General features: G+C 44.0%; 18 protein-coding genes and 1 tRNA gene. 5 read left to right on the top strand and 14 right to left on the bottom strand.

The features are described 5' to 3' along the window. Positions 1-43: 43 nt before the first annotated feature. From trmB to AC1XUF_RS05190, 7 genes are all read right to left on the bottom strand, one after another. A complete protein-coding gene (trmB, locus tag AC1XUF_RS05220; protein ID WP_483340601.1) occupies positions 44-703 on the bottom strand; it encodes a tRNA (guanosine(46)-N7)-methyltransferase TrmB in 660 nt (219 codons plus the stop codon). Positions 704-713: 10 nt separating this feature from the next. Beyond that, positions 714-2,015 carry a bifunctional folylpolyglutamate synthase/dihydrofolate synthase gene (locus AC1XUF_RS05215; RefSeq protein WP_483340600.1) on the bottom strand — a complete coding sequence of 434 codons (1,302 nt, stop codon included), beginning with the start codon at positions 2,013-2,015 and terminating at the stop codon, positions 714-716. A gap of 6 nt (positions 2,016-2,021) precedes the next feature. Beyond that, a complete protein-coding gene (locus AC1XUF_RS05210) occupies positions 2,022-2,948 on the bottom strand; it encodes a hypothetical protein (RefSeq protein WP_483340599.1) in 927 nt (308 codons plus the stop codon). A 103-nt stretch (positions 2,949-3,051) separates the two neighbouring features. Continuing rightward, entirely contained in the window at positions 3,052-4,122 is a 1,071-nt protein-coding gene (locus tag AC1XUF_RS05205; protein ID WP_483340598.1) for an HU domain-containing protein, read from the bottom strand. A gap of 28 nt (positions 4,123-4,150) precedes the next feature. After that, positions 4,151-5,821, bottom strand: coding sequence for a TonB-dependent receptor (locus tag AC1XUF_RS05200; RefSeq protein WP_483340597.1), 1,671 nt, complete (start codon positions 5,819-5,821; stop codon positions 4,151-4,153). Positions 5,822-5,859: 38 nt separating this feature from the next. After that, positions 5,860-8,865, bottom strand: coding sequence for a tetratricopeptide repeat protein (locus AC1XUF_RS05195; protein WP_483340596.1), 3,006 nt, complete (start codon positions 8,863-8,865; stop codon positions 5,860-5,862). Positions 8,866-8,966: 101 nt separating this feature from the next. Beyond that, entirely contained in the window at positions 8,967-9,218 is a 252-nt protein-coding gene (locus tag AC1XUF_RS05190) for a hypothetical protein (protein WP_483340595.1), read from the bottom strand. Between the two features lie 23 nt (positions 9,219-9,241). On the opposite strand from AC1XUF_RS05190, the gene AC1XUF_RS05185 reads away from it, so the two are divergent. Next, positions 9,242-10,267 (top strand): tetratricopeptide repeat protein, encoded by a 1,026-nt coding sequence (locus tag AC1XUF_RS05185; protein WP_483340594.1) that lies wholly within the window; start codon positions 9,242-9,244, stop codon positions 10,265-10,267. Positions 10,268-10,272: 5 nt separating this feature from the next. Here AC1XUF_RS05185 and menD read toward each other — a convergent pair whose 3' ends face one another. From menD to AC1XUF_RS05155, 6 genes are all read right to left on the bottom strand, one after another. After that, positions 10,273-11,985 carry a 2-succinyl-5-enolpyruvyl-6-hydroxy-3-cyclohexene-1-carboxylic-acid synthase gene (gene menD, locus AC1XUF_RS05180; RefSeq protein ID WP_483340593.1) on the bottom strand — a complete coding sequence of 571 codons (1,713 nt, stop codon included), beginning with the start codon at positions 11,983-11,985 and terminating at the stop codon, positions 10,273-10,275. Positions 11,986-12,073: 88 nt separating this feature from the next. Further along, complete coding sequence (locus AC1XUF_RS05175) at positions 12,074-12,937, bottom strand: sigma-70 family RNA polymerase sigma factor (protein WP_015810559.1); 864 nt, start codon at positions 12,935-12,937, stop codon at positions 12,074-12,076. A 62-nt stretch (positions 12,938-12,999) separates the two neighbouring features. Further along, positions 13,000-15,135 (bottom strand): polyribonucleotide nucleotidyltransferase, encoded by a 2,136-nt coding sequence (gene pnp / locus AC1XUF_RS05170; protein ID WP_483340592.1) that lies wholly within the window; start codon positions 15,133-15,135, stop codon positions 13,000-13,002. A gap of 104 nt (positions 15,136-15,239) precedes the next feature. After that, entirely contained in the window at positions 15,240-15,515 is a 276-nt protein-coding gene (rpsO, locus tag AC1XUF_RS05165) for a 30S ribosomal protein S15 (RefSeq protein WP_031527901.1), read from the bottom strand. A 103-nt stretch (positions 15,516-15,618) separates the two neighbouring features. Continuing rightward, on the bottom strand, positions 15,619-17,112 hold the full coding sequence (locus AC1XUF_RS05160) for an LptF/LptG family permease (protein ID WP_483340591.1): 1,494 nt from the start codon (positions 17,110-17,112) through the stop codon (positions 15,619-15,621). Next, entirely contained in the window at positions 17,112-17,504 is a 393-nt protein-coding gene (locus AC1XUF_RS05155) for an START-like domain-containing protein (protein ID WP_483340590.1), read from the bottom strand. The genes AC1XUF_RS05160 and AC1XUF_RS05155 overlap by 1 nt, the downstream gene beginning before the upstream one ends. A 199-nt stretch (positions 17,505-17,703) precedes the next feature. Here AC1XUF_RS05155 and AC1XUF_RS05150 point away from each other — a divergent pair. From AC1XUF_RS05150 to AC1XUF_RS05135, 4 genes are all read left to right on the top strand, one after another. Beyond that, positions 17,704-17,777 (top strand) — tRNA-Met (locus AC1XUF_RS05150). 122 nt (positions 17,778-17,899) lie between these two features. Beyond that, the gene (locus AC1XUF_RS05145) at positions 17,900-19,678 is read left to right on the top strand and encodes an ABC transporter ATP-binding protein (protein ID WP_483340589.1); all 1,779 of its coding nucleotides are present in this window, start codon (positions 17,900-17,902) and stop codon (positions 19,676-19,678) included. Positions 19,679-19,767: 89 nt separating this feature from the next. Continuing rightward, complete coding sequence (locus tag AC1XUF_RS05140) at positions 19,768-20,469, top strand: 2OG-Fe(II) oxygenase (RefSeq protein WP_483340588.1); 702 nt, start codon at positions 19,768-19,770, stop codon at positions 20,467-20,469. 64 nt (positions 20,470-20,533) lie between these two features. Next, the gene (locus AC1XUF_RS05135) at positions 20,534-20,767 is read left to right on the top strand and encodes an Ada metal-binding domain-containing protein (protein ID WP_483340638.1); all 234 of its coding nucleotides are present in this window, start codon (positions 20,534-20,536) and stop codon (positions 20,765-20,767) included. On the opposite strand, the gene AC1XUF_RS05130 is transcribed toward AC1XUF_RS05135, so the two are convergent. Then, positions 20,728-21,639, bottom strand: coding sequence for a DNA-3-methyladenine glycosylase family protein (locus AC1XUF_RS05130; RefSeq protein WP_483340587.1), 912 nt, complete (start codon positions 21,637-21,639; stop codon positions 20,728-20,730). The two genes, AC1XUF_RS05135 and AC1XUF_RS05130, sit on opposite strands and share 40 nt — an antisense overlap. Positions 21,640-21,687 lie beyond the last annotated feature (48 nt).

Raw genomic sequence — 21,687 nt, 5'->3', positions numbered from 1 at the left:
TTGCAGAAACGCCCGTGTTCTTCGAATGCGGGCGTTTTGCTTTTCAGGCCACCCTAGCTTTGATATATTTGATAGAATAGCCCTTCGCCACGAAAATCCCCTCGTAATGCGTCTTAACTCCGTAGTGCTCGTCGAGGAGCGGCGACTGATAAAGATCTTCCGTATGCTCTAGGATAGTATATTGATCCGACCGGCTCAACGTATCCAAACTATATCCATAGAGAAAATCGCTGTCTGTTTTTAAATAGAACATTCCACCGCTACGCAGAAATTCCGCGTATTTTTTCAGAAAACCGGGATTTGTCAGCCTTTTGTTTTCATCCCTGTCCCTTACCTGCGGGTCTGGATGAACCAACCAGATTTCGTCGAGCTCATTCTCTTCAAAAAACTCGTGGGCATATTGGATCCCCGCCCGAAGAAACGCAACATTAGACAACTTTTGCTCGCTAGCTAAGACACTACCACGCGCAATACGATCGCCCTTGATGTCCATTCCAATGAAATTTTTATTGGGAAACATGCTGCCCAACCCCACGGTATACTCTCCTTTTCCACATGCTAGTTCTACCACAATCGGATTGATATTGTTAAAGTAAAACTTATTCCAATTCCCCTTTATCTCGGTATACAATGGCTTTCCAGCCTGAATTACATTTTCTGCATCTTCATTAAACTTGTAATGATGCAACTTTCTTCGCGCCATTCTAATTTTTCTATAATTGTTCAAGGTCCGCGACTACAAAGGTACTTCCGCCGACATAGATCGCGTCCTCCTCGCTCGAATCAAATATTGCCTGTTTTAAGGCTTCATTTACATTTTCATAACTCTTACCATGCAGTCCGCGCTTGGACGCAGCAGCGCTCAATTCTGACACATTTAAGGCGCGCATATTAGAAGGTTGGCAGAAATAATAAATCGCATCCTTGGGAAATAGCCCCAGCATCCCCGAAATATCCTTGTCTCCTACAAAACCGATCACAAACCGCCTTTCCTTGTGGGCCAATTGCACAAACTGGCTTATTGTAGCACTCAGCCCGGCTGAATTATGGGCAGTATCGCAATATACAAGCGGCTTTTCCATGAGCCTCTGCCAGCGTCCCTTCAGCCCGGTAATCCGCACAACTGATTGCAATGCATTATATACCATATCATCAGTTATTTGCCACCCTTTAGACACCAGTACACTTACCGCGCTCAACACGCCAGCAAGATTTTTAGTCTGGTAAGAACCAGCCAGGTCTAGCTTTAATGAAGACAGTCTATTTTCGCCCGATGATCTTTCCAATACATCTACTACCATTGCGCCGTTATCGAAACCTTTTGGATTAATCTGAAACTGCTGTGAGCCAAATGTTAAAGGTGCATTCAAAGCCTTCGCCTTATCGCGCATGACCCCGGCTATTTCTTCGCCCTGATATTCACTTACGACAACCGGAACATTTTGTTTGATAATACCTGCCTTCTCGCCAGCAATTTCAGACAAAGTTTCCCCTAAAAACTGGGTGTGGTCGAAGCTGATATTCGTTATCACCGAGACTTCCGGAATAATGATATTGGTTGAGTCCAACCTGCCACCCATACCAACTTCTATCACGGCTACATCTACCTGGCTCTTCTGAAAGTATGAAAATGCCATTGCCACGGTCACTTCGAAAAAAGACGGGTTAAGGTTATCAATGTTAGATCGTTGACTTGCTGTAAAATCTATAATAAACTCTTCATCGACAAAGTTACCGTTTACCCTTATACGTTCCCGAAAATCCTTTAAATGAGGGGACGTATAGAGCCCAACTTTGTAGCCTGCCTCTTGCAATATAGCGGCGAGCATATGAGAAGTACTCCCCTTCCCATTAGTTCCTGCAACATGAACGGTCGGGTATTGGTCCTGTGGATTGCCTAATGACTTGCAAAGCTCACGTGTAGTATGAAGGCCCGGCTTAAAAGCTCGGGCCCCGATATTTTGAAACACTGGCAATCTACGGTAAAGGTAATCGATCGTTTCCTGATAATTCATTTCTGGTTACCGAGAGCGTATTTTAAAGGTAATTGTCCCAATTGATTCGTCGGGAACGTTGGAAGATTTTGGAATAAAAGTCAGATCGCGGACAGCACTTTTGTATTTGTTTACCACAGCATAATCGGTAACTGTCGTACTTTGCGTCACAATGCTTTTAACCCTTCCGTTGCGGTCAACCGTAATCTTAAATGTAATATCTCCGGTAGCGTCCGAATTATCGTCCACAACAGGCCTTCTTGACCAGCTCCAACCAGATAAACTCAGGCCCACAGCAGTTCCGCCGCCACCGCCTTCGCCTTTATAGGTTTTAGCGAATAAGCTACCACTTTTTGAACCTTTGTCGCCCACGCCTTCTGCATCGTCCCCATTATTATTCCCGCCAACTCCACTCTGCGTACCATTTGTTCCGTTGCTACCCGACTTGCTGCCCGCAGATTTAGTAAAAAGCGCATCCTTATTGACGGCCTTTTCAGGTGCCGGCTTGGTAACAGGAGCCGAGGAACTTTCCACGCCGGTCGATTTTTTCACGTCTGTTTTTTCCGGAGCTTCAACAGGGCTTTCCGCTTTTGTTGTAATTACCGGCTTCTCAGCAACCGTTTTTGTGGGTTTTGGGGATTCTATTTTCGGCGGTGTAGGTGGTGTTGGCTTTGGTGTTGACACTGATTTCACCTTCCTGACCTCGTCAGCATCCGCCTTCATATTCTGGGCAACCTTGCTGTTGCTGGGTTTGTTAAACGTCTGGATATCACCCTTCCCGGCCTTGCTCGTTCCATAGTTCACCTCTACAAACAGCTCCATAGGTTCCACTTTTGGCAAAGAGCTGCTCAGTTTGATAAAGAAAAACAAGCCGAGCATAGCTGCAGTAATGCCGAAGGAGCAAGCCCATGAAATAGCTATTCTTTGTCTATCTTCTGCTTGTAATGTCATCATTGTGATTGTGCTGTAATTTCTTTCGAAAACGTAAATTTAGAAAAATTCGTATGCAACAAAAAAGGAAGCCCAAGTGCTTCCTTTTTTGTCCGGCTACCAGTCGCTATTTTTTCTTGAAAACCCAGCCGGCTTCGCCTATTACCTGTTTGAGTTTGGCCGAGGCGCGGTATGCCTCTGTTTCGGTATCGTATCCATCTATTGCAACCTTCACCTTTTTGCTGAATGGATCACCCGGTAAAATCATTGCTTCTGTAAACCCTTTAGCCTTTAATTCTGTCAAAAGCACTTTTGCTTGTCTGTTACCCTTAAATGCACCCGCGATTACGTAGAATCTGGCTTCTTTCACAGCCGGCTTGGAAACCAAGGCTTCTGTAGCAGCAGGGGGTACCACTTCGTTGTTCACTTTTACTGGATTATTGACAAGCGAATCGGTGGCCAAAGGTTGGGTTTCCACAGCAGGAACTTTTTCCACAACAGAACTCACCTTAGCGGATTGCTCAACAATCTTCTTTTCTTTTGGGACTACTTTGCTACCTCTGAAAAGCTCAGTAAATGGATTCAATGTGCTTCTGATCTCACTTTCCGACGAGTTGACAAAGAAAAAGCTCAACCCGCATAGAAGACCTGCGACCACTGCCGCCGCTGCCCATCCCAGCCATTTTACAGGTTTCCTGGTAGCTTCATCTAATTCGACTATTTCTACCTCATCTTCTCTGGTGTAGGCATGGGCAGAGGTCGCCGATACTGTTTCTCTGCTCAATTCCCTGGCCTTAACTTTGCCGAAACCGTACCACTCATCCTTAAAGTATTTACCAGTGTTAGGTTCGAAAACCAGCTTGCCTTCCACGTTCCTATTAAACTCGCCGATTCCAGGAATATTAGCTGTTCCTCTTGATTCCAGGCTCTCCCAGAGCTTTTCGGTGTATAGCCTTACATAATCCACCGCCTCGCTATGAGACCACTTTTCCTCCCTAGAAATGTAATTGGCAAGCAAGCCATCGTCCAACTTGAGGTATTCGTTAAAAGCGAGCCGTTTCAAAGGGGGTGTGAAAAATCCGGAGCTTCTGTCGAATGAGGCAGGAACCTGATGTGACAGCAGGGCACCGAATCCTGGAATAATCACGAATTCGTATTCGCCAATGAGTTTTCGGATTACGGTTTCAACTGCTATCATTTATTTTTTTGTAGTTATCTCAGCGAAGTTAAAAAGAAAACGATAATCCGCCAATAAAGTTTAGCCCCTGCTGAGGGTAGTATTGGTACCGCTGATACTGCTTGCCAAGTATGTTATTGATGGTCACAAAGGCCGAGAAGTTCCTGGTTAACAAGTAGTCTATCTTAAGATTCAGATCAGTGATAACCGGCAATTTGGTCACGACGCCTGTCTGAAAATTCTTTGCCTTTATTCCTCTTAACATATAAAAATCAGCCGTGACAAAGAGTTTTTTGCTAATAGATAGTGCATTAAACCAATTTAACGTCAGGTCAGGCCGGTGCCATGCTTCCTCTACATTTTCCACCGAATAATCGAAAAAGTTCGCTTTAAGCGATGTCTTGAATAAGTCGTTAAAACTGTAACCTGCCTGAGCGGAAATCGTAAGTACTTTCGTTTTCCCTGAATCATAAATAATGGAAAACCTCGACGTATCGACCAGCGAATTGTTGAAATTGTAAAAATTCCGATAGCTGGTATAAGCGACCTTACCTTCGTAATTGAAGCCGCTTGTTGTCTCTCCCTTCACTCCACCGCTGAATTCAGCTGTTTTATCAGTATTCACAATCAACACATTGGGTCCGAGCCACTGATTTTCGCTCAACATACTTTTTAGCGTATTTCTGACGATGTCACCATTCCATCCGGCAAAAATGTGCAGGCCCGTAAATGGTGTGACGTCCAAATTAACGGCGGGGAATGCTTTGGTTCTGTTAATGTCCAGCTCGCTGTCTGTTTCGTTGACGACATTAAGTCCTGCGGAAACAGAAAATACATCTGTAACATACTTAAACGTAGGTTTTACCCGGAACAGGTTACGGTTATAAGTCAGCCTGTCCACACGTTGCGATACAAAAGCATCAGCATCGAGTAAGGCATAAAATGTTTCCGAAATAGGCACGGAAGCAGTCAATTTGGTTCCCCAATCTATTTCCGAAGCACTATAACGGTCTTTCAAACTGCTGAAATTTGTCTTTACCGAATAGTCGACCAAAACAGAGGCATCCGTATTTTCAAAACCCAGATTGACACCAAACTGATTTATAGTTTGCCGGATCGTATCACGGTTCACTGCTACGCCTTCGGGCTGTGGCTTGTACCCATAGAAGTAGTAGTTTTTGCGGTCGTAATCGACGCCGCCCTCCACTTTGTATTTGCTTCGGATGTACTTGCCGGCGATCTTGATATTCGTGCCAGCATTAGCTGAGTTCTTGCCATCCACCGGGCCATTGGCTGCAGACAAATGTTTAAGTTGTGCAGTAAAGGCAAGATCCTCGGAAGGACGGCCACCTACAAAAAGTTCACCCAGCAGCCTGCCATAATTTCCTCCACCAAGTTTCACATAATTGTTCAAAACATCGGGCTTGGCCTGGCGATCCTTCTCATCTGATGAAACTCCCACAGCCGGTGTGAGCTTGGGCGAGGTCACATTAATGTTGGGATCAATGATTTCATAAGCCACTTTCTTCTTGCCAGTTTCGCCTTGCACCGGCTGCACTTTATCAAAAACCCGGTTAGCCGGGGCAAATTCAATGCTTTTTTCCTTTACAATTTCGTATGTCTGACTTTCTATCTCGCCCTTTTGCGCCTTCACAAATTGGGTTGAGAACCCAATAGTCAGTAAAAACAACGAAAAACGTATTGAGCTGGAATTCATCATGAGTAATAAGATTATCTGTTTACCTAAACCGGGGTGAATCATTTTAATTTTTCGATCTGAGTCAATTTCTCTTTGGCAAGTTCAACCGCCTCTTTATCGTCGGAATTTTCAATAATGGAGTTCAATGTCGCCTTCGCCTGTCCTACTTCATTCATCCCGACATACACATCTGCAAGAAGAATAAACGACCTTGCGCGCCAATAGTCATACCCCTCGAAGGATTTTCCCATTTCGATAATAGCAGTCTCCGCTTCCTTATATTTCTTCTCTTTATTTAAGATTACTGCATTCCAGTAACTTGCCTCGGCACCGTATTCATCCTTTGAGGAGGACATGATTTTCTTGAATTCATCCGCAGCTTTTTTAAGGTCCCCACGCTCATACGGGACTTTACCCATATAAAGCTGAGCTTTGCCTACTCCTCCGGGAACAATGTTTCCTACGTTGACCACCTCTTTCGCGTAATAGAGCGTGGAATCGTAGCTCTTTAAAGTGTAATAGGTGTCCATGAGACCTATCCAAGCCTGGGTTTGCTCTTTTTTACTCTCGGCATTGCGAAGCAGCACCCTGAAGTTGGTTACCGCATTGTTAAAGTTACCGCGGCCAATTTCCAGCTCCGCAGACCTCTGTGCCGAAACAGCTACGAATGTAGACCTGTTTTCCTGAACGACTTTGCTATACGCCTGCAAAGCATCATTTACCTTGCCTAGCTTATCATAAGAGGAAGCGATAAAATAATGGGCGTCGTACTGGTGCTTGCTGGCAGGATAACTGCTGATGAACTGCTTTAAAGAGTTGATTGCATTCTCATATTTTTCGGCATAATACAAGTTACGTACGTTATCAAACTCAACTTCTTCCAGTTTTTCGTTACCTGGATTATTCTTGCGGACAACTCCAAGCACCTGCGTAAACTCCTCCGGACGCCCTACGGCCGTATAACTCTCCTGAATGCCTTCCAGCGCACTGCTCGCCGATGGCGAATCAGCGTATTCAGTCAGTATTTTGCGAAAATCCACAATCGCCTGCTCATATACCTGAAGATTATAGTATGACTGCGCTCGCCGGAGCAATGCAGCCGGGATAAGGTAACTCTTTGGCTTTTCGTTGATCATGCGCGTAAAACCCTTTACGGCCGCGGAATAGCTCTGGTTTTGGAAATCAATATCTGCCATCTGGAAATAGGCATCGTCGAGATAACGTGACGACGGATACTGGCTGATCAACAAATCAAACTGCTTCCGCGCCTCCGCTTCCCGGTTCATGTACACATATGCCCGGGCTTTTTGAAATAAGGCATAATCCTTGTCCACTTTACCCTTTGCAGCAACCTGCTCGTAAGTACGTATCGCTTCACTGTAGTTCTTCGCCGCCAGATAACAATCCGCCAACCTTGAATAGGCATCTTCGATCATCTGGCTGTCCATCCCCTCAATGTTATTAGTGAATTCCTTGAAGTAAGTCAACGCCTGAGCATACTTTTTCTGGTTATAATAAATGTATCCGAGTGCATATAAACTCTTTCTTGCATAAATGCCTGCTTTAGGATTTTTTGAAATCTGCAAGTAGAGCGCCGCAGCCTCATCGGTTTTCTTAAGACCATAAGTCGACTCAGCTTTATAATACGAAGCAGAATTGTATAGCTGCTCGTCCAGGGGAAATTTCAAGGATTTATCAAACATCACAATGGCCTGATCAAATCTCTCCTGATTAAAATCTGTTACTCCCTGATTATAGGTCAGCCTTTGATAGGTACCATTTATTTTAGCATTGCGTGTTTTTAAGCCCTCTATGTATTTAATAGCAGCTGAACTGTTGCTTGAACTGGCATATCCTTCCGCAACCAGTTCGGTGGCTTCTTCGGTGTGTTTGCTTTGCGGGTATCTGGTCATGAAACTGGTGAACTCTTTCACAGCCTCACTATTATTGCCGGTCTCAAGTTGGACTTTTGCGTGGTTATAATAAGCTTCCTCCTGCACAGTTGTATTAAAGTCTAGCTTTGACGCGTTGCCGAAAGACGTTAAAGCATTGCTTAAATTATTTGTCTTTAAGTAACTGACTCCCAGCAAATAAGATGCGTATTGCGAAACAGAATCCTTGCCAGATCCCACTGGCTTTAAGGCTGTGATTGTACCTTCAAAATTACCAGTCCTAAATTGTGAATGTCCATAGTGCAAAGCCACCGCAGGAGGTACAACGCCTGGTTTCATACGCTTATAGCGTTCATAGGCCTTTACTGCTCCGGCATAATCACCTTTCTCATAATACACTTCGGCAACATAAAGAGCGACGTCATCCAATTTAGTATTTCCTCTCTGCTGCGTCAGTATCTTCTCGCCATATTGCAAAAGCTCATCGTATTTTTTTAGCTGATAAAGGGAAGATATAATCCAGTTAGGCGCCTCATTCTTGTAGTACGGATGATCCTCGATCCGTTTGAAGTCTTCATAAGCCGCTTCAAAATTATTCTTCTGATAGTTGATTACCCCTGCATAAAACGAGGCATCTCCGGCATTTGGAAAAGATACCTCGTTTTTCACTTGGTTAAATAAAGGAAGCGCTAATTCAGGCTGCTTTGTATTGTAGTAAGACATCGCCAGCTGATAGGTACTTATTGGAGTTCCTTTGACTTGAACTGCTTTTTCCAGATACGTAATGGCCTTTTCATAGTTTCCGTCCTCGTAATAATAGCTACCCAGGTCACCATAAATCTGTTGCGCTTTCGGATGTTCAGCGTGATTTTTAACGAACCTGTCTACCTGGACTTCGGCTTCTGGATAATTAAGATAAAGCCCTGTAACCGCCACATAATATTCGGCTGTCACTTTATTATAGTCGCTGGTGCTGAGTAATTTATCCTGGGTATTGAGAAACTCGCCGAATTCCTGCCTGGCGGCTACATAATTCGATTTCTCATAATATTCCAGACCATTTCGGAAATGGGCTTCCGGTTCGGTAATACTTAGTGTATTCTGAGCGATAACGGAAGACGCGCCAACATATAAAAGCATTCCGAACGTGGAGGCGCCGTGTTTAAGGACCATAGAGACTGAGTTGGTGGATTTTATTATTGAATGATTGTGATATCTAACGAACTGTAAACCAAAACCGTATACGTTTCCTCCCCAGAAACGCCTGGAAACAGTTAAAAAAGGACATTATTGCGTTTTAAGGTATCCTGAAAACCATCGTGCATTTCACTAAAACGGACGGAAATAAATGCCAGAAATTCATTGTCCATGCAGCTTTCCAATTCTGTTATGTCTTGAACCTCGTAATCATCTATTTTAAACGTTTGCTCATACATGCCCGACTCCACTTTGATGATATATTTGCTATTCCATTGATATAAACCAATCTTGAAATGAGCATTGGGTATATCCTTAATGTATCTCATTTATGTTTATGTGTAAAATGACTATGTTCTTCAATACCATATTAGTACTAACTATATTAGTACTAAGTTCATCATGTTCCAGCCAAGACAAGAGGGACGCTGCGGATTTCTTTTTAAAAGGAAACCAAGCTCTCAGCCAAAAGAACTATGCCGAAGCACTGCGTCTCTATGATGAAGCAATTACCAAAAATGCAGATTTTTCGGACGCCTACCTTAACAAAGGGATAACTTTATTAAAAATGGAGCGCCTGGAGGATGCCTACGAGATTTTAACAAAGGCGATCGAGATTGACCCAAGTTTGCTACAGGCCAACCTGGTGCGGTCTGAGGTTGCTCTCACACTAGGTAAATTAAGCGAATCGGCGGAAGATCTTGCGCATATTGAAAAAGATTATCGGGATTCCGCCTCTTATCACCTCCTAAAAGGAAATCTGCTGACCGCTGAGAGTAACACTGCTCAGGCTATTCCAGAATACGATACGTCGCTGTTATTGGATAAGACAAATATAGAAGCCTATGTAAACCGGGGAGCAGCCTACTACAACCTCAGGGCATTTCAGGCTGCGCGTGGCGATTTTGAAAATGCTTTGGCGCTAGACCCCGACCAACCACAGGCCCTTAATAACCTTGGATTGATTTATGTAAAAGAAGGACGCCTGGCCGAATCTATTGCCTTTTTCGATAAGATATTAAATGTAGACCCTGCAAACGCCCTGGCGCTTAATAACAAAGGGTACGTCCTTCTGAAGACAGGATCGGCGGCCGAAGCAAAAAAGCTGATTGAAAAATCGCTTGAAAAAATGCCGAAAAACGGTTACGCACTTCGAAATCTTGGTATTTATTACAAGGAAACCAATCAACTAGACCTTGCCCTGCAATCGTTTCTCAAAGCAATAGACCTCGCAGATCCAGTGGAAATGTTGTACGGGCTAACAGGGCAAACTTACTTTCTGCAAAAACGAGTTTCAGAGGCTTGTAAAATATGGAGCAAAGGTATTGTTCTTAAAGACTCGGTGGCAATGGCAGAAGCGTCTAAATACTGCCACTAATACGCCTAATTAAAATTCATTTGGCGAAGCCCCTTCCAAACCTTTTCGTTTTCTTGAGGGTCTGTGAAGACTTCAAGCAAAGCAGTCCCTTCACTTTTCAGAAACTTCTGTATCTCCCTTTCGAGTTTGCTTATATCGGATACCGAAAAATAACCTAAGTTTGAATCTTCGCAAGTCCTCCTGGCCGAAAAGGAATGCCTGGTCTCGAAAAATTCCTCCAATTCGGGCAGTCCAGTTGGGCCATCGATCATCCGAAAAATGTTCCCTCCGGCATTATTTAGCACAACAATTTTCAGATTCGGAGGAAGTGAGTGCCGCAGCAAACCGTTACGGTCGTACAGAAAAGCCACGTCGCCCACAATCAAAAGAGTCGGCTTATTATTGACAATTGCCGCGCCGATGGCGGTGCTCACGCAACCATCGATGCCACTGGTCCCGCGGTTAGCGAAAACTTCCGAAACGTATTTTGGAACCCCCAAAACATTAACATATCGTACGGCCATGCTGTTTGCAACATGTAACTGAATTTCAATATTGATATACTTAAAAAGGCTATAAATCGCTGTTAGATCATTTAACGATGTTAAATTGTTCATATAATCGAACAATTTCCTTCGTGATAACGCTTCTTTTTTCTCCCATTCTACAATATATCCTAGGTCGGATTCCGCATCGGTATTTTGTACAAATAACTGATAATCAATTTTTTCAAAAAGCGTATCAAAGAAATATCCGGGTGAAACCTGGATTTGCCTGGTCAGGGACTGTGTTGGATCGGCTAAAAAATTGTCGATTCCTATATGCCAGTGATTTAATGGAGGATGTTTTCTCAAAAACTGCTTCAAACCCTTAGAGACGAATGATAAGCCAGCTGTAATCAGCAGATCCGGCTTTAGGTCAAAGGTCGCCTCTTTACTCAGAAACAGGTCATGAGATTGTATAATTTGAAAACCATTCAAATTTGAAATACAATCCCCAACTATTGGTAGTCCCCATTCCTGGGAAATACGAGCAAGAGAATTGTTCACTCTGGTATTGGCTCGCCCTTGTCCGACCGCAATCAGAATCCTTTTAGAACCCTCCCATTCATCCAACAATTCATTCCAGAAATCTATAGATAAGGTTGCATCCGGCTCCTGGCGCTTCACGATCCTGATGTTTTCCGATTGCTGGAAATTCTCTGAATCTGTAGGGTAAAAGGGTTCGCGAATCGGAACATTGATATGAACTGGCCCACAAGGCTGAGAGGCAGCCAGGTTTATTGCTTCGTTCGTGATACGATTAATTGCCCATTGGACGTCTTTGTGCTGATAATCTGAAGAAAATTCAAAGGATCTTTTAACATGCCGACCATAAATCTCCGTCTGATAAATAGTTTGACCGTCATATTGATGCAGCCACTCCTTCGGCCTATCTGCCGTAAGGACTAACAGTGGAACCTGCTGAAAAAAAGCCTCTGACACGGCCGGAGCGAAATTGTACGATGCACTTCCTGAAGTACAAATCAGCACAACGGGTATTCCAATTTGCTGTGCGATACCCATTCCGATAAAACCTGCGCAACGTTCGTCCATGCATACGTGCATCTGGAAACCACCATGACGCGAGAACGCCAAAGTCAGGGCCGCACTTCTGGATCCCGGGGAAATAACAACGTGCCTGATGCCATGCGCATAGCAAATTGCGGCAATATCAATGATGGGTTGTAAAATGGCCATATTGAAAATGAAAATAGCCTCATCATGAGGCTATTTGTCGATAATCTTTAAATCAAAATTCTCTGTTGTAGGTTCAATGTCTTGTAAGTTAACCTAAATAGGTTTTCAAAGCTTTGCTTCTCGAAACATGACGAAGGCGCCTGATAGCTTTTTCTTTGATCTGACGTACACGTTCGCGGGTCAGGTTAAACTTCTCCCCTATCTCTTCCAAAGTCATCGCATGCTCGCCATTCAGGCCAAAATACAACGCAATCACATCAGCTTCGCGTTGTGTCAAAGTACAAAGCGCTCTTTGAACTTCTTTACGAAGAGATTCATTTACCAGACCTGAATCCGGCTTGTCTTCCAAATCATTTTCCAGCACATCCAAAAGGCTGTTTTCTTCGCCTTGTACGAAGGGGGCATCCATAGATACATGGCGGCCTGAAATCTTCATGGTATCCACTACCTCAGAAGACGAAATTTCAAGTACTTCGGCTAATTCCTCCGGTGACGGCTCACGCTCAAAACGCTGCTCCAATTCTGAAAAAGTCTTTGAAATCTTATTCAGTGAACCTACCCGGTTGAGCGGCAGACGTACAATACGCGACTGCTCGGCAAGTGCCTGTAAAATAGACTGGCGAATCCACCAAACCGCGTATGAAATAAATTTAAATCCCCTTGTTTCATCAAAACGTTGTGCAGCCTTAATCAAACCCAGGTTTCCCTCATTGATTAAGTCTCCCAGGGACAATCCCTGATTTTGGTATTGCTTTGCAACTGAGACCACAAAACGAAGGTTCGCCTTAGTCAGTCTTTCCAATGCAAGCTGATCACCATCTCTGATTTTTTGAGCTAAGGTCACCTCCTCATCCGGCGTTAGCAAATCTACCTTACCGATTTCCTGCAAATATTTGTCTAACGATTGACTTTCACGGTTGGTAATTTGCTTACTGATCTTTAGCTGTCTCATCTATTATCTGTATTAAGTATGTTATTGACGTTCATAGTGTCACTGCCTAAAGGAACACCGTTTTACTCATTTTTGTTCTCCGGCTTCGGCAGCAAAACTTTGCGTGACAAGCGATATTTTCCAGTTTTTTTATCGATCTCAACCAGTTTTACCTGAACCTCTTCACCAACCTCCAGGACACCGTCCATTTTTTCCAGTCGTTCCCACTTAATCTCAGAAATATGCAATAGTCCGTCTTTTCCAGGAAGGAATTCAACGAACGCGCCGAAAGGCATAATGGATTTAACCTTTCCAGAATAAACCTCGCCAATTTCAGGTACCAGAATAATGCCCTTGATCCTTGCAACCGCTTTATCCATTGAAGTCTTATCAGCAGAAAATATACTTACAAAACCGGCCCCATCTTTTTCCTCTATAGAAACCGTTGCACCCGACTCTTTTTGTATATCCTGAACAACCTTTCCACCTGGTCCAATCACTGCTCCTATCATTTCTCTGTCAATTTTGATCACAACAGCACGGGGAGTATGTGGCTTAAGATCCGGGCGGCTCTGCTGAATGGTCTTATTCATTTCGCCCAGAATATGAAGTCTACCAGCTTTTGCCTGCATCAGCGCTTCTGTCAGCACTTCAAATGAAAGCCCGTTCACTTTCATGTCCATTTGACAGGCCGTAATTCCAGCTTCTGTACCGGTTACTTTGAAATCCATATCTCCCAGGTGATCTTCATCACCGAGAATATCGGAAAGAACGGCATACTTGCCAGTTGCTTCATCTGAAATAAGTCCCATTGCAATACCCGAAACCGGTGCTTTCACTTTCAAACCAGAGTCCATCAAAGCAAGGGAGCCCGCGCAAACAGTCGCCATAGACGACGAACCATTGGATTCCAGGATATCGGAAACAATACGAATTGTATATGGATTGTCTTCAACAGCTGGCAATACCTTTTTCAAAGCACGAAGTGCCAGGTTTCCATGCCCCACCTCGCGGCGTCCAGGCCCACGATTCGGCTTTACCTCGCCGGTTGAGAAGCCTGGAAAATTATAATGCAGCATAAATTTACTGTATCCGTATTTCAACGGAGAGTCAACGATCTGTTCATCATTTTTTGTACCAAGGGTTACTGTTGTCAAAGACTGCGTCTCCCCTCTGGTGAACAGCGCTGATCCATGTGCATTGGGCAGGAAATCAACTTCCGAGGCAATCGGCCTTACTTCATCCAAACGGCGACCGTCCAGACGTTTTCTTTCGTCCAATACGAGTCGACGGGAAGCTTCCCATACCAGGTCATTGAAGTATCTTTTTGCAAGCGTCTTATTTACCTCCTCTTCCTCTCCGATGGAAGCTACAAAATCCTCCCAAACGACTTTGAAACCATCTTTTCTTACCGTTTTATTGGTAGAACCAAGCTGGGTAACAGCATATATCCTGTCGTAGGCAAACCCTCTTACCCGTGACTCCAATTCCAGATCGGACTCATCGCCTACGTACTCCCTCTTTTCAGTTTTACCAACAGCTGCCTCAAATTCTTTCAGGGCAAGACATTGATCTTTAATCACTGTGTGGGCAATTTTAAGCGCCTCAATCACTTCTTCCTCCGAAACCTCACTCATTTCGCCCTCCACCATAGCGATGTCGTTATAGGTAGCACCCACCATCAGGTCCAATGTAGCGCGTTCGAGTTCCACAGTACCCGGGTTAATAACATATGCGCCATCGATCTTAGCGACCCTCACTTCCGAGACGGGTCCGTTAAATGGGATATCTGAAGCAGCCAGTGCTGCAGAAGCTGCAAGTGCTGCAAGTGCGTCAGGCAAAGCAGCAGCGTCGGCAGACATAAGAAGTATGTTGACCTGTACTTCTGCATGATAATCGTCAGGGAACAATGGACGAAGAACGCGATCCACCAAACGGCTGATCAAAACCTCATGATCAGATAGTTTTCCTTCCCGGCGCTGAAAGCTCCCCGGGATGCGTCCTGCGGAAGCAAATTTTTCCTGATAATCAACCGATAACGGCAAAAAATCAAGACCTTCCTTGATATCTTTATTAGCAACAACAGTAGCCAGCAACATCGTGTTGCCCATTCTTACTACAACCGAGCCATCGGCCTGCTTTGCTAATTTTCCTGTTTCAATCGTAATTTCCCTGCCATCAGGTAGGGTTATAGTCTTTGTAACTATATTAAAGAGCATAAAATGATGTGATTTTTGTAGCTGTGAAACGCCATCCTGACGTCTTTTAATTTTCCGCAAAAAATCAGGGAACTATCATAAAAGTGAAGTTCCCTGATTTCTAATTACTTACGTATGTTCAATTCAGCAATAATCGCGCGATAGCGGTTAATGTCCTTTTTGTAAAGATAATCCAACAATCTTCTGCGCTTTCCTACCATTTTAAGAAGGCCAAGTCTTGTGTCGTTGTCTTTCTTGTGCGTTTTTAGGTGCTCGTTCAGGTAGTTGATACGGTACGTAAATAAAGCAATTTGTGATTCAGCAGATCCGGTGTCTCCGCTTTCCTTTTTAAAACCTTTTGATTCGAAGATCTCGCTCTTCTTTTCCGCGGTTAAATACATGATTGTAACAACAGATTAATTAATATGAAGTAATTACAGCACCTTGCCGTAAATAAGGCTGCAAAATTAGGACTTTTATAATTATTTTAAAAATATAATTTTATTATGATTGGATAAGCCGCGATTTACCAAATCTACTTACCCATTGTGACTTAATTCTCTTGAAGTACATCTGATAAACATCCTTCTCGAATAATCTGGAATCGCTCCTTGCTTTATCTATAAAATAAAGCCCTGCCAGGAACAACACAGTATTGGCTATCCAAGCCCCTATTGGCACGGCGAGCAGTCCTTCCTTTACCCATTTATCCCCCTGATTGGTTAGGACATATAGCAGAATAAAGAACAGGATAGACACCAAAACCGGCACACCGAATCCGCCTTTTTTGATGATCGCCCCCAAAGGAGCACCAATCAAAAACATGATCAGGCAAGATAACGCCTGGGTATACTTGTGGTGTTTTTCTAACTCGTATTTATTCGCATCCTTCAACTTTGTCTGCAGATAGTCTGTCTGTGACCTGGTGTAACTGAGCATGCTGTTAGAGGCGCTCTTTGTATTCTGAATGATCTCTTTTTTTAAGCTGTCGGAGACTGGCTTCGCCAATAAGGAGTCAATCCACTTGCCACTTTTGATCGTCTTGTCGGTGCCTTCCCGATAATTGTAAGAGTAATATTGCTGGCTGCCCGAAACCAGGTTTTTCCTTGTCTCCTGATAAGACTTCCGCAGCGAGTCAGCGGTTGAGGTCAGATCAGTGATATTTTTCATAAACTCATGGTATTTGAACTGCCCTTCATCCGTCCTCTTCATACCGAATGAAGAAAGGCTTTCGGTTAACCGGTAATGATTGAATGAATTACGGCTGAAATTAGAATAACTTTGAGTCGTACCAGTCGGAGATGAAATGTATACCGGCCTAGAAGACGCCGAGTTGGATTCATCCGTATATCTCGTCCCGTTGTACAGCTCAATTACCAGGTAACGGTTTTCGTTAATCGAATACATTCTGCCCGAGTCCGCCAGGATAATCTCGGTGTTACCCAGTTCGTAAGACCGGTTGTTATGCTTGTAAATCACCATTCCGATCAACTTCCCGTTTTCCTCTTTCCGATCGACTTTAATACTGTACCCGGGCAGGTCATTGTAAAAAATACCTTCCTTAATTTTCAAAGTCGCCTTCGTTGTTTTGATGTCATACAGAAGACTGTACCCTTTGAGATTGGCCCATGGGGAAATCCGGTCGTTAAAAAAGAAGGAGAAGACGCTGATAAATATCGCAACCACAAACAGCGGCCTCATAGCACGTACGATAGAAATCCCAGCACTTTTAAGGGCTGTCAGCTCAAAAAACTCTCCGAGGTTCCCGAAAGCCATTAATGAGGAAAGCAAGGTAGCAAGTGGAAGCGCGGTGGGAACGGTAATCAGGCTGAAAAAGAAGAATAACTGGGCATAATCTGTAACTCCGAGATCCTTCGAAACAAAATCATCAATGTAGAATATCATGATTCTCATCAAAAAAACGAAGACCACGACCGACATAGTTATTATAAAAGGCCCCCAAAATGAGGTCAAAATAAGCTTATCCAGCTTTTTCATCAACTTCCTACTATTTCTCTTAAATTATCCATAAATCCGTCCCATAGTGATGCAAGCTCGTCCTGATCCTTGTTGGAAGAGTAATCGATCACCCTCAGAAAGGTTGTCTGAGTTAACTCGCTTACTTCAAGTTTTAGTTCCAGGTGGTTGTTGTCGAGATTGTCTTCACTTGTATTTTCAAAATCAAAACGTACTGCCTTGTTAATCCTTAAGGAGGTCTGTTTGGCAATGTGGCTGTCACCGTCCCACTGAAAGTCAAAACGATGATCAGGTAATACGGTGACCTTTTCAGCAAACCATTGTTCAAGACCAGAAGGCGTAGATATATATGGAAATAGTACTTTGGGAGAGGAACGCAATTCAAATTCAGTAATAAACTTATATTTTTCCATATGAACTAAAATTAAAAAGGTTAACCCATCAGTCCCGCCTTAAGCGCTGATTTAAAAGTTGTAATATAGCATAATTCGAGAATATATGTCTGTAAAGTTCATTTTGCTTTTTTTGCGGAATCATATTTTTGGCTCCAAAAATAACAAAACTGGTTGTGCGATAATTTTATTTAACATACTTTTGCACCACAATTACTACGGCGGGGTAGCTCAGATGGTTAGAGCGTAGGATTCATAACCCTAAGGTCGGCAGTTCGATCCTGCTCCCCGCTACATTGATTCAGACATCCCCCGAAGGATGTCTTTTTTCTTGCCCCACTTTGTATCCTCTCTGAGAATTAAATTCCAAAACTTTCGGTTTACTCTTCCGGGTAACCACCGATCACCAAAACTGTATGAAATTATTGTTTCAATATCTCAGCCGGTATAAAGGGCTGATACTGCTGGCGCTGTTAATGGCGGCCATTAATCAGATTTTTTCACTCCTCAATCCCTACATTCTAGGTAACTACCTCATCGACCCGTATGCCAACAAGGCAAAGGAATTTCGTGACAGTGGTATGGATAGTGCTTTTTTCCATGGCGTCCTGCTAGGTTTGCTGATGATCATCGGAACCGCCATGGTATCCAGGATCGCCAAGGCTTTCCAGGATTATGTGGTAAACGTAGTGATACAGAAGTTCGGGGCAAACCTGTATACCGATGGGCTTCGGCATGCGCTGAGGTTGCCTTTTCAGGATTTTGAGGATCAGCGCAGCGGCGAAACATTATCCGTTTTACAAAAGGTCCGTGCTGATTGCGAGAAGTTTATCACCAATTTTGTCAACGTGCTTTTTGCTACATTGGTGGGTATTGTATTTGTGGTTATTGTTGCCTTTAAGTTGAGCCCCATGCTTCCGCTCATATATCTGGTCGGTTCCGTTGTCCTCGCTGTCCTAACAAGCATTCTCAGCCGCAAGATCAAAGCCATTCAAAAGAATATTGTTAAAGAAACAACCGCATTGGCTGGTTCCACCACAGAATCGCTAAGAAATATCGAACTTGTTAAAAGCCTCGGGTTAACCCAGCAGGAAATCAGCCGTTTGAACACCACTACTTTCAAAATCCTGAAACTGGAACTGCGTAAGGTAAAGAGCATCCGCTCCATCAGTTTTATACAAGGCACTTTTGTTAATTTCCTGCAGCAATGCATCATGTTTGCGCTGATCTTTTTTGTTTTCAGGGATAAGATTACCGTTGGACAAATGATGATGATGCAATTCTACTCCTTCTTTATTTTCGGACCCCTACAGGAACTTGGCAACGTAATACTCTCATATAGAGAGGCGGAGGCATCTCTCAACAATTTGCAGACGCTGCTTGCAAGACCCGTTGAACGCAAGCCTGATAAACCTCAAATGATTAACGAGATTGAGGCATTGAAATTCGATCACGTTAAATTCCAGCACCAGACTGCCAACCGGCCGGCTCTGGAAAATATATCTTTTGGGGTAAAAAGAGGGGAAACCATTGCCTTCGTAGGTCCGTCAGGATCGGGGAAAACAACTTTGGTGAAGCTTTTAGTAGGCCTGTACAATCCAATTGAAGGCCATGTTTTCTACAACGGTATCAATGGAAGCGACATCGATTTTGATGAAATCAGGAATAAAATTGGTTTTGTGACGCAGGATACGCAACTCTTCTCCGGAACGATCAAGGAAAATCTCCTTTTTGTCAATCCTGATGCTACCGATGAAATGATCAACGATGTGCTCTTGAAAGCTGCGTGCTACAATTTGCTTTCAAGAGCGGAAAATGGCATCGAAACGGTTATCGGAGAGGGTGGTTTGAAATTGTCAGGTGGTGAACGCCAGCGTCTTTCTATTGCACGCGCGCTACTCCGCAATCCAAACCTCATCATTTTCGACGAGGCTACTTCTGCACTGGATTCGCTTACTGAGGAGGAAATCTCCAATACAATCCGCCATATTACCGACCAGCGCCAGCATATTACGGTCATGATCGCTCACCGGTTATCAACCATTATGCATGCTGACCGGATCTACGTATTGGAGAAAGGAAAGATTGTCGAAACCGGAAGTCACCACTCACTTCTCGATGAAAAGGGACTTTATTACGCAATGTGGCGTCAACAGATCGGAGAACGCAAGGACGAGTCGGTTATGTCCCACTAATTCTTAGCAAGAATCAGGTTTTCCATTGCCCCGGAGAAGATTTATTTTGCTCGAAAATCATTGGACTACGAACAGGATAAATCTTTTCTATGAAAGCTGCGGAAAATCTCGACTGGCCTGCAATACATGAAAATCTGAATGATAAAGGTTACGCATTGGCGAGGAAAATTCTATCGGCAGCCGAATGTAATCAGCTGATTGACCAGTATTACGATCCCTCACTTTATCGTAAAACGATTGTCATGGAGCGTTACCGTTTTGGACTAGGGCAGTATAAGTATATGGATTATCCCCTGCCACCTATGATTCAAAACCTTAGGGAAAGCTTCTACCCGAACTTAGCACCCGTGGCCAATCAATGGATGGAGATGCTGCGGTCTGCCGTTCGCTATCCCGAGACTTTTGATGCATTTCAATCCGCTTGCAAGTCTCAGGGGCAAACAAAACCTACGGTGCTGATTTTGAAATATGGGACTGGCGGTCACAACACTTTGCACCAAGATCTCTACGGTGATGTTTACTTTCCTATTCAGATGGTCGTTTTTCTAAATCAGCCCGGAGCAGACTATGATGGGGGCGAATTTGTTCTCGTTCAGCAGACGCCCAGAGCTCAATCGAAAGCGATTGTTTTAAAACCCCATAAAGGCGATATACTTTTATTCAGTACGAATTTCAGACCGGTAAAGGGCAGTAAAGGTTACTACCGCGTTAACATGAAGCATGGGGTGAGCGAGGTTCATAGCGGCAACCGCTACACCCTGGGCATTATTTTTCACGATGCTTTAAATTAATGCAGTGATCCGCCATTCAGAAATCGGACCGAAGTCTTTTCAGACAAGCCGGAAACTCAAAAAAATGGTCGCCCAGGGATTGATCGGGCTGGGCGGAAACAAGAACCTTAAAATTTACGGAAGGCTCACTTGTCGCTCCGGCAAGCGGATGAAATTTGAGAACAGGGTTTTCTTCGCAGACCAAAAAGAAGCAGAGGATAACGGTTACCGGCCTTGCGGCCATTGCATGCGGGGCGAATTCGAACAATGGCAGGCTCTTCACATTAATTCTTTGACCGCCAGACTCCTCCACAGATAAAATACAAGATAGCTCTCCCAGCCCTTGTACTGGGCGAACATGGCTTCTATTTTATCGGTTTCATTTCTTCCGTCAATAATGCCGTGGCTTGTGAGCGCATTGAGTAGACCGACGTCCCCGTGCGGAATGCCTTGCAGCTCTTTCAGCGACTTCATAAGCGCATAGTTGGCAGTCCAGGCACCAATCCCCTTATGACTTACCAGTTCCTTTTTCCGGGCCTCGAAATCCGGTAACTGCAGCAATCTGTCCCTGCTCAGAGTGCCGTCGGTAAAAGCCCTGGCAATGCCTATGATGTACTCAGCTTTCTTTCCGGAAAACTGCATGGCTCTCAATTCATCGACACTGGCGCTATAAAGGGTTTCAGGAGATGGGAAAACATAGTATACCTCATTTTCATATTCCGTGGCAGCTCCAAACCGCTCCACCAGCCGCCTCTTCAGCGTATAAGCAAACGACAAATTGATCTGCTGGCCGATTATACACCAACAAATCGCTTCAAATAGGTTTGAAATGCCAATCAAACGAAGCCCTTTGTAAGCTTCTGCCATATACGCGAAACGACTGTCGATGTTCAGAAGATCATAAAATGGCTGGATATTTCTGTCCATATCAAACCACTCCTTGACATACTCCGATAAAAATCGTTTGTTTTCCCTCGAAGCCTCACCTTCCAATAGATGAATGGCCAGGAATGTACCCTTCTCCCGGATCGACATCAGCAGGATTTCCTCCCCTACCTGGACAGATTTGAAAATCGTGTTCCCACGGATAATGTGTAAGCAGTCGTCATAATTTCTGTTCAAGAACCAGAGGCACTCATCAAAACTGAAAAGTGCAGGTACCGCTATCAAAATCAATCGATCATCTTCCATTATTAAAAATAAGACTGCTACCCCCAACCCAAAAACCCGGATCTTGCT

It is taken from the genome of Dyadobacter sp. HNCC25DJ185, assembly GCF_056895195.1.
The sequence above is the reverse complement of the archived record's forward strand: the minus strand, read 5'-3'. Positions and strand labels throughout refer to the sequence as shown.